Here is a 13,037-nt window from a genome sequence, read left to right as displayed (position 1 = left end):
ATGATGGAATATACTGCATTACCAATCAATACCCAGAACGAAGTTAAGCCCCGCACTGGATTTCTAGAAATCGAAAATTTAGTCAAGTCATATCCGACACCAGATAAAGGTAATTTTGTCGTATTAGACGGCGTTAATCTCAGCATTGGTGAAGACGAATATATTTCTGTAATTGGTCACTCTGGTTGTGGTAAATCAACGCTATTAAAAATTGTAGCGGGGTTAGAAAAAGCAACTTCTGGCTCTGTACGGCTAGATGGTAAAGAAATTCGTCAGCCAGGAGCAGAAAGGATGATGGTATTTCAGAATTATTCGCTTTTACCTTGGTTAACAGTAAGAGAAAATATTCGTTTGGCTGTAGATGAAGTGCTAAAAAATGCCAATCGATCTGAAAAAATTAGCATTGTGAATGAGCACTTGGCAATGGTAAACTTGACCGCGGCTGCTGACAAATATCCCGATGAAATTTCTGGTGGTATGAAACAGCGTGTGGGCATTGCTAGAGCTTTAGCAATTCGTCCCAAAATGTTGCTGATGGATGAACCTTTTGGAGCGCTGGATGCGTTAACTAGAGGTAAATTGCAGCGACAAGTATTGGATATTTGGGAAAAGCATCGGCAAGCAGTAATGATGATTACTCATGATGTAGATGAGGCGATTTATATGTCAGATCGCATCGTCTTAATGACTAATGGCCCCGCGGCCACAATCGGAGAAATCTTAGAAGTGCCTTTTCCTCATCCACGCGATCGCGCTGCTATGCGCAACTCCAAAGAATATTTTGAATTGCGCAACCACGCCCTGAATTTTCTCGATCGCTATTTCACGCAAGACGAATAAATTAGATTATGATGCTTTTAGTGGGTAGCCTAATTCAAATTCGTCAAATTCTGGATTTGAAGCGGAGGAACCAATGTTTGGGGCTAATCTTTATGAGAGACACCTTCCAGTCTTAGCCCGTCAGCTAACTCCGTCGGCAGTGGAAGGAACCGCCAAAAACTTTGGCTTTCATACCAGTTGTTATTGGGGTTTCTTTTACCGATTTTAGTTATTGGTCGTAAGTCATCTGTCATTAGTAAGAAATTACAATGACAAACGACAAAAGACAAAAGGACAAAGTTGGTTACCCTACTTCTCATTTTTCATTTTTTTCATGGGAGAGAAGTTAAGCTGTGAAAATCAAGCCAATGTTAGTGCGCCTGCAAAGCACCATCGGTCGAGATGACTTAATTGAGCAAATGGTATTGCTACCAGAGCCAAAAAAAACCTTTTCTAAACAAGCTTCGACAGCAAAACCAGTTAACTTAATAGTCGCTTATGATGCATCTCCCAAGAGTCATACTGCGCTAGATATCGCCTTCTGGATTGCTCATCAAACGCGCTTGGCCACCAACACACCAGTAACAGTTCAAGCCGTTTATGTAGTCACAGACAAGCATAAGAGTCAGTATTCAGATATCTCTAGTTTTACCAGACATATCACTCCCTTAGAATGTCCGGCAAGCAATGTATCTAAATCTGTCACACCCGTTTTAACTCAACCAAAACTGCAAGCAATAGCACCCCATTTACAAGAGAAATCCTTGGCTGTCTTGCAACAAGCAGACAAAATTCTTTGGCAAGCACGCAGTCTCGCTGAAGAATGGCAAGGTTCTTTTAAATCTCATCTAAGGTTTGGTTCTATTGGTGCAGAACTTAAAAAAGTTGTGGAATTAGAAGCTGCCGATATCCTATTTATAGGTTGTCGATCTGTTAATCATCCTATTATCAAAGCACTAGGTTTTGATTTTCCTTGTGCGGTTTTGGGTATCCCCAACTGTATTGATGAATAAATTTTGGTAAAGAGTTCAGTCACTCTTCATTTAATTAAGTTTCCTCGGCTTCCTGTTTGATTTCTGAAAAAAAACTCAACATATCTCTAGTTCCCTTTATGTTTCCCGTTTTGTGTTCCTTGCCTTGACGAGTAATTTCATAAATCAAATGGGAGTTTTATATCAATAAGTCACCTATACGTAGGTGGCTTTTTTCACTATTATGCAAATAATAGACTTTGGGAAAGATAGCGTGGAAAATTGGCAAGCAATCCTCAGCATTATTACTTTTATCGCTGTCATTATCTTAATCATGACAGAATGGGTACATCTTACCATTGCTGCTTTATTAGGAGCATTATTACTAGTTTTTACTAATGTCATGACTTTAGAAGAAGCCGTTGGTTACATTGGTAATAGTCATGGCACGCTAGGTTTATTCTTTGGAGTTATGGTATTGGTACGCGCATTTGAGCCTACCAAAATATTTGATTACTTAGCCACACAAATGGTGCTATTGGCTAAAGGGGATGGTAAGCGTCTTCTACTTGGAATTGTGGGAATTACTACTCCCATTTGTGCAGTTTTACCCAATGCGACAACAGTAATGTTATTAGCACCTTTAATACCGCCAATGGCACAAGAACTAGGCATCAATTTTGTACCTTTATTAATTTTAATGGTATTTATTGCTAATAGTGCTGGACTACTCACAATAGTTGGCGATCCTGCTACTTTCATTGTTGGTGATGCAATTAATATTAGTTTTGTAGATTATTTATTACGCTTGAGTTTAGGTGGAGTAATAGCCGTTGCTACAGTCACAGCTACATTACCGTTTTTATTTCGTAAAATTTGGCATACAAAACTAGAAAATCTCGAACAATTGCCACACCCACAAATTAATCATCCGCGTATTTTAACAATGGGTGCAGTAATTATAGCTTTTGTACTAATATTTTTTGTCATAGGTGAATCTTTACCAGTTCCCATCTCACCTGCGGCTGTTGCTTTATTAGGTGCAGCATTAGCTTTACTTTTATCAAACCAGAGTAAAATCGATTCAGTTCATAACATATTAAAGGATGTAGACTGGAGCACATTAATATTTTTCATGAGTATCTTTGTGCTGATTGGTGGATTAGAAAAGACAGGTGTAATCAACGGTTTATCAGGAATATTAGCAATCATTTTGGGAAAAAATATTCTGTTGGGTTCCCTAGTTTTATTATTTTTTATAGGGATATTATCTAGTATTATTCCGAATATTCCGTTAGTAGTGGCGATGGTACCTTTACTGAAACAATATGTTGTCAATGTGGGATTAGCACCAGCTGCTGTTCTCGCATCAGACTTTCAAGGACAATTTCCTCCAGAAGTTTTACCGCTGTTTTATGCCATGATGTTTGGTGCAACTTTGGGAGGTAATGGCACATTAGTAGGTGCATCTTCTAATATCGTCGCCGCCGGAATCTCTGAGCAACACGGACGCCGGATCTCTTTTAAAACATTTCTCCACTACGGGATACCAGTAATGCTACTGCAACTCATAGCAGCAGCTTTGTATGTGTTGTTTCGCTTTTTACTCTAAGTAGGGAAGAGGTAGAAATTCCCCAAACCCTCTTCTAAGGAATAAATTTTTTAACTATTACTTAATATTTACAAATATAAACTTGTATCCAGATGCATTTCTTCCTTAGGGGGGATGCATTTGTTTGTTGTATTCAATGATTCTACCATACGGAGAGATTTTTGATCGCCGAATCTGGTAAAACAACTATAAGTACAACTACTTTTACTCTGGATAAGGATTAAACCCATGAACCCGCCTGAAGAATATATTAATAATAATTTGAGAGAGCTAGGGGAAGGGGGGTCAACTCAAGAGAACAACAAATTACAATTGAATGGTACAAATCTGAGCGAACTTAACAGTTTAGATAGAGTCAGGGATATTCTTTTTGGGAACCAAGTCAGGGAGGTAGAAAAAAGGTTCGCCCGCTTAGAAGAACGCCTAGTTAAGGAATTAACTAACGTGCGAGATGAGACAAAAAAACGTTTAGATTACTTAGAAACATATATCAAAAAAGAAGTTGAGTCTTTAACAGAACGTTTAAAAAACGAGCAACTAGAAAGAGATGCAGGTTTGAAAGCACTTGCTGAGGATCATAAAAATCAGGCTATTTCTTTAGAAAAAAAATTTGCTCAATTTGATGAACAAACTACTAATAGCCAGCGGGAACTGCGCGAACATATCCTCAACCAAGCTAATAGCCTGCAAGATGATATTAGACAAAAATATCAGGAAATCCTGACTTTGCTGGAGAGGGAATCTCAAGAACTGCGCAGAGACAAAACTGACCGTTCCAAGCTTGCATCTCTGTTTACAGAACTAGCTATCAGGCTGAACTCTGATATGAAGTCTTAATTTAAAGCAAGGAGATAAGATTTTTTCCTCTCTCCTTGCTAAATTTTTAATTTTAGATAATGGATATATCTTGAGAAATTATAAATTAAAAAACGAAATTGCTTTATGGCAAATATTATAGTCGCTGAATGTATACAATTAAAAAAGCGAAACTTAATGATTAATTGTCAATCGGGGGATTTGAAACATGAGTAATAAATCCACGAATGAAATATCTAAAGAATCCCCTAAATTACAAACTAACGGTAGTCAAACCAGCTTGACTGTAACTTCTGCAAGTAAGCGCGAAACCCAGCGCTTAACGCAGTCGCCTAAAGTGGAAAGCACTCCCCCAGCTACAGAACTTCCGCTAAAAAGCAGCGATGAATTAAGTACACTTCGCAGTTTACTTCTTGGTGTTGAACCAACTCAACTTAACAAACTCTACGAACGATTAAATAACCCCCAAATTCAAGCAGAAGATATCAGCCGTCTGCTTCCTGAAGCGGTAATTTTGCGGTCAAAGGAAGATAAACAATTGGGGGAAGCAATAGTATCTACTGTAGAAACAGCAATTCATTCCTCAGTCAAACAAGACCACAATATACTTTCAGAGGCGTTCTTTCCAATAGTGGGGCCAGCCACGCGCAAGGCGATTTCCACCGCGCTGGAAGAGATGATGCAATCTTTGAATCAAACTCTGGAACATAGCTTGTCACCGCAGAGTTTGCGATGGCGGCTAGAAGCAAAACGCACGGGAAAATCATTTGCCGAAATTATCCTACTACGGACGCTGGTTTATCGCGTAGAACAAGTATTCTTGATTCATAAACAAACTGGATTATTGTTGCAGCATATCGTAGCGCCTAGGGTGACAACTCAAGATCCGGATTTAGTTTCAGCGATGTTGACAGCTATCCAAGATTTTGTCAAAGATTCTTTCAATGTGGAAAAACAAGAAGGACTGCACAGTTTGCAGTTTGGAGAACTCACTATTTGGGTGGAAGAAGGGCCACAAGTTGTATTAGCAGCGATGATTCGAGGAAAACCGCCTCAAGACTTAAAGTTAATTCTACAAGATGCGATCGCCAAAATTCACCTCAGACTGAGTAGCGAAATTAAAGATTTTACTGGAGATACAGAGCCATTTGCAGCTAGCAAACCTTATTTAGAAGCTTGTTTAGTTGAAGGCTCGAAGTCCACACGTAAACAAAATTATACTTATGCGTGGGGTTTATTAGGTACAATAGCGATCGCCTGTGGAATTTGGGGATTTTTCACCCTCAGAGAACAATTCCGTTGGCATTCCTATATTCAAAAACTTGAGTCTCAACCAGGAATTATAGTTGTTAATACCAAGCAGCACCAAGGTAAATATTTAATTTCTGGAATGCGCGATCCTTTAGCTGTAGATCCCAATACACTTATACCGCAAGCAAATCTCAATCCTCAAAAAGTAATTAGTCAGTGGCGAACTTACATATCATTAGATCCGCAATTGCTTACCATAAGATCTGAGAAATTACTCCTACCACCAAAAACAGTATCATTAACAGTTGATAACAATGGCATTCTCAATGCTACTGGTTCTGCACCTCGCCAATGGATTTTAGAAACACGAAAGTTGTGGCGTTTTATTCCAGGGGTCACTCAATTCAATGATACAAATCTTCAAGAAAGCGAACTGATTCAATTAGAGCTATACAAACAGCAGATTGAACAAGAAACGCTATTGTTTGCAGAAGGGACAACAGAGTTTATTCCTGGTGAAGCTGATAAACTCACTAATCTAGCGATGAAAATAAATCAGCTTTTAGATATTGCCAAATATCTTAATAAAGATATACGTCTGCAAATTACAGGACACACTAGTAGTACTGGAACTGAAGCGAGAAACAATTTTCTTAGCCAAGCCCGTGCCAATAAAATCTTATCTTATCTAACTTCTCAAGGAATCAACACTAGTAAATTTAATGCTGTAGGTATAGCTTCTAACTCATCTTTATCACCAGCATCGGCACAGGAAGCTAACCGCAAAGTCTCCTTCAAAATATTTATAAACAACACCGATAACTGAAGTAATTATTAATTTATGCTCCAGAAAAAAGTATGTATGGTAGGTGCATTTGCCACAGGTAAAACAAGTTTAGTGGCAAGATTTGTGAGTAGTATTTTCTCAGAGAATTACCATACAACTGTAGGCGTAAAAATTGATAAAAAAACAGTAACTATTCAAGATCAAACAATCAATTTAATACTTTGGGATCTCTATGGAGAAGATGAATTTCAAAAAGTGCGGATGTCTTATTTAAGAGGCTCATCTGGGTATTTATTAGTAGTAGATGGTACCCGTAAGAATACTCTCGAAAAAGCCTTTGACCTGCAAACGAGAGTTGAAGAAGCGATTGGTAAAGTACCATTTATTTTGATACTGAATAAATGGGATATGACCGAGGAATGGGATATCGATCCTATAGAAATCGATGCTATCAAACAGAAGGGTTGGACTGCGATCAAAACCAGCGCTAAAAGTGGTCTAGGTGTAGCAGAAGTTTTTCAAACTCTTGCTGAGAAAATCATGGATGGATAAATGCTAGATATTCCCACTGCTGTTATTGCTTATTTGTTGACTTTTATTCTAGAAGAACGCTCGCTAGCCTATCTTTTAGTCAACAAAGATGGCTGCTTATCTGCTTGGGGAGGAAAACTAGCTGTATACGGAGTTAATAACTTAAAAAAAGGAGAAAATATCAAAGAACAAGTATTTTTTCTAGAAGGTCTACTGCCATTAGAGGATTTTCCGATATTTTTACCACGAATTAAAACTGAATACGGTATTTGTGCAGATCTTCATCTTTTTCCATCAGAAGAAGGTGATTGGGTATTATTTCTGGATGCAACATGGGATGAGAAACATGATGCAATCGTTCAACAACAGTTTAATGAATTTAGCTTGTTAAAAGAAAAATTAATTAAAATTTTCAAGCAGTAGTTTGGATAAAAAACTAATTTATGGTGACATAAACTCATGACTGACTCTATCACAGACGACCTATTCGCAGCTTTGAATATTCTAGTGTTAGAGCGACTTAATCTCGGTTCCTTTAAAATTACTGGGAAAGTCCCAAATTGGTTAAAACACTTTTGTCATCCGAGAGCGACATCAGGTACAGAAGTTTTAATTCCAGAAGAACAGTTTCCTTTTTTAAAAAATTTTTTAGTTGATGCTGAGGAATTTTGGCAAAATAATAGTGCTAGCAAACTTACTTCTGGCTTCTGGACTGATAACGATGTAGCTGGTCAAGAATATCATTTTGAAGCTTCAGCAATTTGTTTAAATAATAGAAAGTTTTTATTAGTTCAATTACTAGAAGATGTTTATACAGAAAAGCAATACATCATTCAAAAAGCCAGAGAAAATCAATTAAATTATCAACAACTTATAAAAGATAAACAAAAGAAAGAAGTTTTAATTCATTGTATTATTCACGATATAGCAGGACAATTAAGCAGTATTAATTGTTGTCTTGCTCTGTTAGAATTTGAAAATTTAACACCCAAAGGACAAGAACGGTTAGAAATTGGCAGACAGCAGACAATTAAGCAAGAAATGCTGATTCGGGAGATATTAAATGCATTCTCGGCGGAGATGCGATCGCTCGAAGCATTTACACTCGAACCCGAACAAGCACCGAATATTTTAGCTTCTGTACAGGAAGTAATCAAGCTGTTAAGTCCGAGTTTCGCCCTCAACAATATGCAATTACGGCTTGCGAACAACATTGACTTCACAGCAGACTGGAGAGTAGTTGGCGATCGCTCGCGTTTAGATAGGGTAATTTCAAATCTAGTAGAAAATGCACTACGCCACAGCTCACCAGATTCTACTGTGGAAATTGGTTTACAACAGGATGAAAACTCTGTGCTAGTGACAGTTGACGATCGGGGTACAGGAGTAGCGCCAGAAATCGCAGATACCTTATTTCAAAAATTTGCCCAAGGTAAAAATAGATCGGGTAGAGCCGGTCTTGGGCTTTATTTTTGCCGAATTACAGTAGAACGCTGGGGAGGAAAAATTGGTTATTTACCCCGTCCTGAAGGTGGTTCTCGATTTTGGTTTCGTCTACTAAGACCAGAACATAAATAATTTATGAGCGTGTCTCAAAGACCAAAATTCCCGACTTTTTGCAAAAGCCGAGAATCTAAGTTTCTCATTAATTATTTAGGAATTAATAGCCAATGATGTGCAGTACATCGCGCAGAACGCTAAATCCTGCTAAATCCCACAATAGATAAGCAAGGAAGCCAATAGCTGCTAAACGACCATTCCATAATTCAGCTTGAGGATTCCAGCCAAAGATGAAAGCATTACGATCTACGCCATTATAAGCTTTGGCAACTGCTGGTAATTCAGTAGAAGGGCGAGTTTCCATTTTTTTGTCTCCAAAAACAAGCGGTTTTTTGTGAAGTTAATTGTTAGTAACCGATGAGATGCAATACGTCGCGCAGAACGCTAAATCCTGCTAAATCCCACAATAGATAAGCGACGAAACCAATAGCCGCCAAACGACCGTTCCAAATTTCGGCTTGGGGAGTCCAGCCAAAGAGAAAGGCATTGCGATCTACGCCGTTATATTCTGTAGCAACAGATGGCAATTCAGTAGAGGGGCGAGTTTCCATTTTTTTGTCTCCAAAAACAAGCGGTTTTTTACGGATTGAATCTTTAGTAACCGATGAGGTGCAATACGTCGCGCAGAACGCTAAATCCTGCTAAATCCCACAATAGATAAGCAACGAAACCAATAGCCGCCAAACGACCGTTCCAGATTTCGGCTTGGGGAGTCCAACCAAAAAGAAAAGCATTGCGATCTACGCCGTTATATTCTGTAGCAACAGATGGTAATTCAGTAGAGGGGCGAGTTTCCATTTTTTCTACTCCAAATTCAGCTTTTTTGCGGATTGAATCTTTAGTAACCGATCGGATGCCCGACATCGCGCAAGATGCTATATCCAGCTAAATCCCACAGTAAATAAGCAAGAAAAACGATCGTTGCAAAATTACAGTTTTATATTTCTATTTGGGGTGTTCAGCCTCAGATAAAAGCATGGCGATCGCGTCGTTATATTCTGTGGCAATTGTTGATAAAACGCTGGAAGATTTAGTTTCCATTTTTCTCTCAACAATTGCTTGCTTAATTTAAATGTAACGTTTTATAAATTGTTTGCTTTCTGTCTATAGGCACAAACACTAAGCATTTCTTGTGGAAGATCGATAAAAGCTGTGGCAGCTAATATATCCTCCTGAAGATGGTGTAAAAAGAATAGTTGTAAATAAATGTAACGTAGATAACATTAGAGAGCATTAAAATTAGGCAATTACTTTTAATAAAAGTGCCCGTCAATAAATAGCTAGCCGAATCAATTTTTCTCAAAATCCTGATAGCTATTGATGTGATGCCGCAAATCGCTAGTAATGAAGACTTTCCCTTTGGCTAGCAAAATTTCTATCTGGCGCTAGATATGCTGTTCAAACTGTGGAGAGATGCTATGGAGACCTAAATTCCACGATTCTGAGATCTACAAGAGTTGGGTATTGCCATAAATACAGAATTTCTGCTCGCGTAATTCTTAATTTCCTCAAATTTAAGCTTAGAAAAAGGAAATACAATGTTTCAAAATACGGAAATTATGGTGCTGGGACTCTACAAATCACTCTTGTGGGTTGCACAGGCTCCAGTAGATTCTTCAGGCGTCTCACCAGCACAGGCATCGGTTATTACTTCTGGGCCGCGGTTTTTTGTGGCTTTAATTTCTGGTGTGATTCTAGCTTTTGCTTTTCAATTAGTATTAACAAACCTCTCTGTTGCTGCGGGTATTTCATATATAGGGCGTTCGTCTGACTCAGATTCACACCACGAAGAAGCAGGCAGTTTCGGCGGTACAATTCGCAAAATTGGTACAGCAGTAGGGATTTGGACATTAGTCACTGTTACAGTTGCTCTACTAATTGCTTGCTTTCTAGCAGTGAAACTCAGCTTACTAGTGTTAGATCCAGGATTGGGCGCAATTTTGGGGCTAGTAATTTGGGGTGCCTACTTTTTATTGCTCATGTGGGTGAGTTCTACCACAGTTGGTTCCTTAATTGGCTCAGTAGTCAATACGGCAACCTCTGGCTTTCAAGCGATTATGGGAACAGCTACTGCTGCATTCGGTGCAAAAACCGTCAGCAATCAAGTTGTAGCCACAGCTGAAGCCGCCGCCGCCGCCGTGCGCCGGGAACTAGGAAGCGGGATCGACCCAGCTAGCATTCGGGAAAATGTAGAAGATTACTTAGATAGGTTACGTCCTCCAGAGTTAGATCTATCAAAGATCCGCAGTGACTTTGAAAACTTACTGAGAGATCCACAATTTCAGGCGATCGCAGGTAGCCCAGATCTGCGCAACATCGATCGCCAAAAGTTTATTGATTTAGTCAGCAGTCGCACCGACCTGTCTAAACGAGATGTTAAACGTATCGCCGACACTTTATATAAACTTTGGCAACAGGTAGTCAGCCAGCAAGCACCTGCACAAGACCGCCTTGGGGAATTAGTCGAATATCTCAAATCATTACCACCAGGGCAAACCAAAACAGACGAACTTAATGCCAAGCTGGACAGGTTAATTGCAGAAACTCGTAGTTCACAGGAAACAGATCAAAAAGCAACCTCAGGCCCTATTCAGCAAACACTTCAGCAAGGAATATCGGCCTTGACTGGTATTGTTTTGGGAAGAACAGATTTGTCAGATTTAGATATCGAAAAAATTTGGCAATCTCTGTCCACAGCCAAAGATAAAGTCAGCGAACAAGCCGATAAGCTGGGTTTACCCGCAGCTTCCCAACCCTATAGCCCCATTCGGGCTGATGTGGAAAACTACCTCTCTAACACTTATGCTTGGCAACTCAGCCGAGACAGAATTGCTCAAGAATTTCGCGATGTCATCTACGACCCAGCGGCTGACCCTGGAGTAGTAAAGCGGGAATTGGAAAGACTTTCCCGCAATGATTTTGTTAATATCCTGCAACAACGGGGACTGCTTACCCAAGGACAAATTCAGCGAATTGCAGATCAATTAGAAGCCGTGCGCCAAGAAGTTTTGGTGACGGTGACTGCTGTTGAAGAAAGAGAGATTGTAGAAGACTTGCAACGTCGAGTATCAAGCTACCTACTCGTTACTAGTAAGGCTGATTTAACTCCAGAAGGTATCGAACGGGATTTCAGACCTCTGTTGCAAGACCCAGATGCAGATTACGAAACTCTCTCGCGGCGGTTAGCGGCAATTGACCGCCAACATATGCAACAAATATTGTATCAACGCAACGATATTCAGCCATACGAATTAGACGCGATTTTAGAGGATTTAGAAAAACAACGCGATCGCGTGTTAATCGAATCCAAAGGACTAGCCGACCAAGCAAAATATCAAGCAGAAACTCTGTGGCTAAATTTAGAATCATATCTGCGTAACACAGGCAAAGCCGAACTCAACCCTGATGCAATTCGTGCCGATCTCAAACGGCTGTTGGAAGATCCCCAAGCGGGAATTACTGCAATTAGGGCCAGGTTATCTCGTTTCGATCGCGACACCTTGGTAAAACTATTAAGTCAGCGCCAAGATTTAAGCGAAGACCAAGTTAATCAAGTCATCAATACTGTTGAAGATTCTTGGCATGGTATTCGCCACGCACCTCAAGCTATCGCAGATAAAGCTAAAGATCAATACGACTCTGTTAGCACCACCATTGCTGATTACTTACGCAATACTGGTAAAGCCGAACTCAACCCCGAAGGTATTCAACGCGATTTAAATAGACTGTTTGAAGACCCCAAAGAAGGAGCTTTGGCACTACGCCGTCGCTTGTCGCAGGTAGATCGGGATACACTAGTGAAATTGCTGAGTCAACGTCAAGACTTAAGCGAACAGCAAGTCAATGAAGTCATCGATTCCGTACAAAATTCGATTCGCAATATTGTACGTGCGCCCCGTCGTCTGGCTACCAGAACACAGCAAAGAGTAGAAACTTTCCAAGCTTATTTGGAAGAGTATTTGCGGCAGACTGGTAAAGAAGAACTTAACCCAGAAGGTATCAAGCGCGACTTACAACTGTTATTACACGATCCACGCGTGGGGATTGAAAGCTTTAGCGATCGCCTAGCTCATTTTGACCGTTCCACAATTATTGCGCTGCTGAAAATCCGCGAAGATATTACCGATGAGGAAGCAGCCAGAATTGCAGATAACATCGTATCGGTACAAGAGCAATTTGTCGAGCAAGTACGCGGTATCCAAAGACGCATCCAAGATGTAATTGATGGCGTGTTTGCCCGCATCCGCAACTATCTCAACTCCTTGGAGCGCCCAGAGCTAAACTACGATAGTATTAAGCGTGATGTTCGCCAATTATTTGAAGATCCCCAGGCTGGGTTTGATGCATTACGCGATCGCCTATCTTCTTTCAACCGCGATACCTTAGTCGCGATTATCAGTTCTCGTGAGGATATCTCAGAAGAAGATGCCAACCGGATTATCGACCAAATTGAAGGGGCCCGCAACACCGTTCTCCAAAGAGCAGAACGCCTACACCACGAAGCACAACGCCGTTTAGAAGAAGTAAAACATCAAGCACAACGGCAAGCAGAAGAAACTCGTAAAGCCGCTGCTACAGCCGCTTGGTGGTTATTTGCGACAGCAGTTGTCTCCGCTATTTTCTCAGCATTAGGAGGAGCGATCGCTGTTGTTCTGCTGTAGGTAAAGAATTTGTCTCCGCTCACTTATTC

General features: G+C 40.1%; 12 protein-coding genes and 1 riboswitch. Of the genes, 9 read left to right on the top strand and 3 right to left on the bottom strand.

Annotation, left to right across the window (positions count from 1 at the left end; translation table 11 throughout):
- Window positions 1–3 precede the first annotated feature (3 nt).
- The 8 genes from AACU33_RS24740 (at window position 4) to AACU33_RS24705 (ending at window position 8,365) form a co-directional block, all read left to right on the top strand.
- Window positions 4–840, top strand: coding sequence for an ABC transporter ATP-binding protein (locus AACU33_RS24740; protein ID WP_096591515.1), 837 nt, complete (start codon window positions 4–6; stop codon window positions 838–840).
- Between the two features lie 31 nt (window positions 841–871).
- A riboswitch (cyclic di-AMP (ydaO/yuaA leader) is annotated at window positions 872–994 on the top strand.
- A gap of 193 nt (window positions 995–1,187) precedes the next feature.
- Entirely contained in the window at window positions 1,188–1,832 is a 645-nt protein-coding gene (locus AACU33_RS24735; RefSeq protein WP_096591513.1) for a universal stress protein, read from the top strand.
- A 232-nt stretch (window positions 1,833–2,064) separates the two neighbouring features.
- Window positions 2,065–3,402 (top strand): SLC13 family permease, encoded by a 1,338-nt coding sequence (locus tag AACU33_RS24730; RefSeq protein WP_096595371.1) that lies wholly within the window; start codon window positions 2,065–2,067, stop codon window positions 3,400–3,402.
- Window positions 3,403–3,630: 228 nt separating this feature from the next.
- Window positions 3,631–4,239: a hypothetical protein gene (locus AACU33_RS24725; RefSeq protein WP_096591510.1), complete on the top strand. Its 609-nt coding sequence runs from the start codon at window positions 3,631–3,633 to the stop codon at window positions 4,237–4,239.
- A 187-nt stretch (window positions 4,240–4,426) separates the two neighbouring features.
- Complete coding sequence (locus AACU33_RS24720; protein WP_096591508.1) at window positions 4,427–6,295, top strand: OmpA family protein; 1,869 nt, start codon at window positions 4,427–4,429, stop codon at window positions 6,293–6,295.
- Window positions 6,296–6,310: 15 nt separating this feature from the next.
- On the top strand, window positions 6,311–6,808 hold the full coding sequence (locus tag AACU33_RS24715) for a Rab family GTPase (RefSeq protein WP_096591506.1): 498 nt from the start codon (window positions 6,311–6,313) through the stop codon (window positions 6,806–6,808).
- The gene (locus tag AACU33_RS24710; RefSeq protein WP_096591503.1) at window positions 6,809–7,210 is read left to right on the top strand and encodes a hypothetical protein; all 402 of its coding nucleotides are present in this window, start codon (window positions 6,809–6,811) and stop codon (window positions 7,208–7,210) included.
- Window positions 7,211–7,246: 36 nt separating this feature from the next.
- A complete protein-coding gene (locus AACU33_RS24705; protein WP_096591501.1) occupies window positions 7,247–8,365 on the top strand; it encodes a sensor histidine kinase in 1,119 nt (372 codons plus the stop codon).
- An 82-nt stretch (window positions 8,366–8,447) separates the two neighbouring features.
- Here AACU33_RS24705 and AACU33_RS24700 read toward each other — a convergent pair whose 3' ends face one another.
- Genes AACU33_RS24700 through AACU33_RS24690 form a run of 3 tightly spaced genes read right to left on the bottom strand, consistent with a single transcriptional unit; the run spans window position 8,448 to window position 9,145 of the window.
- Window positions 8,448–8,651: a high light inducible protein gene (locus tag AACU33_RS24700; protein WP_096591498.1), complete on the bottom strand. Its 204-nt coding sequence runs from the start codon at window positions 8,649–8,651 to the stop codon at window positions 8,448–8,450.
- Between the two features lie 43 nt (window positions 8,652–8,694).
- Window positions 8,695–8,898 carry a high light inducible protein gene (locus AACU33_RS24695; protein WP_096591495.1) on the bottom strand — a complete coding sequence of 68 codons (204 nt, stop codon included), beginning with the start codon at window positions 8,896–8,898 and terminating at the stop codon, window positions 8,695–8,697.
- 43 nt (window positions 8,899–8,941) lie between these two features.
- Window positions 8,942–9,145: a high light inducible protein gene (locus AACU33_RS24690; RefSeq protein WP_096591495.1), complete on the bottom strand. Its 204-nt coding sequence runs from the start codon at window positions 9,143–9,145 to the stop codon at window positions 8,942–8,944.
- Window positions 9,146–9,885: 740 nt separating this feature from the next.
- Here AACU33_RS24690 and AACU33_RS24680 point away from each other — a divergent pair.
- A complete protein-coding gene (locus AACU33_RS24680) occupies window positions 9,886–13,008 on the top strand; it encodes a hypothetical protein (protein WP_096591493.1) in 3,123 nt (1,040 codons plus the stop codon).
- Window positions 13,009–13,037 lie beyond the last annotated feature (29 nt).

This window comes from Calothrix sp. NIES-2098 (assembly GCF_963875125.1).
Classification (GTDB): domain Bacteria; phylum Cyanobacteriota; class Cyanobacteriia; order Cyanobacteriales; family Nostocaceae; genus Aulosira.
Note: the sequence above shows the minus strand (reverse complement) of the source record. Positions and strands in the feature narration are given on the sequence as shown.

Bases quoted from the DNA above. Each gene is read 5' to 3' on its own strand.
- AACU33_RS24680 (WP_096591493.1), top strand. From the start codon at position 9,886: ATGTTTCAAAATACGGAAATTATGGTGCTGGGACTCTACAAATCACTC.
- AACU33_RS24710 (WP_096591503.1), top strand. From the start codon at position 6,809: ATGCTAGATATTCCCACTGCTGTTATTGCTTATTTGTTGACTTTTATT.
- AACU33_RS24715 (WP_096591506.1), top strand. From the start codon at position 6,311: ATGCTCCAGAAAAAAGTATGTATGGTAGGTGCATTTGCCACAGGTAAA.
- AACU33_RS24735 (WP_096591513.1), top strand. From the start codon at position 1,188: ATGTTAGTGCGCCTGCAAAGCACCATCGGTCGAGATGACTTAATTGAG.
- AACU33_RS24700 (WP_096591498.1), bottom strand. From the start codon at position 8,651: ATGGAAACTCGCCCTTCTACTGAATTACCAGCAGTTGCCAAAGCTTAT.
- AACU33_RS24725 (WP_096591510.1), top strand. From the start codon at position 3,631: ATGAACCCGCCTGAAGAATATATTAATAATAATTTGAGAGAGCTAGGG.
- AACU33_RS24740 (WP_096591515.1), top strand. From the start codon at position 4: ATGGAATATACTGCATTACCAATCAATACCCAGAACGAAGTTAAGCCC.
- AACU33_RS24720 (WP_096591508.1), top strand. From the start codon at position 4,427: ATGAGTAATAAATCCACGAATGAAATATCTAAAGAATCCCCTAAATTA.
- AACU33_RS24695 (WP_096591495.1), bottom strand. From the start codon at position 8,898: ATGGAAACTCGCCCCTCTACTGAATTGCCATCTGTTGCTACAGAATAT.
- AACU33_RS24690 (WP_096591495.1), bottom strand. From the start codon at position 9,145: ATGGAAACTCGCCCCTCTACTGAATTACCATCTGTTGCTACAGAATAT.
- AACU33_RS24705 (WP_096591501.1), top strand. From the start codon at position 7,247: ATGACTGACTCTATCACAGACGACCTATTCGCAGCTTTGAATATTCTA.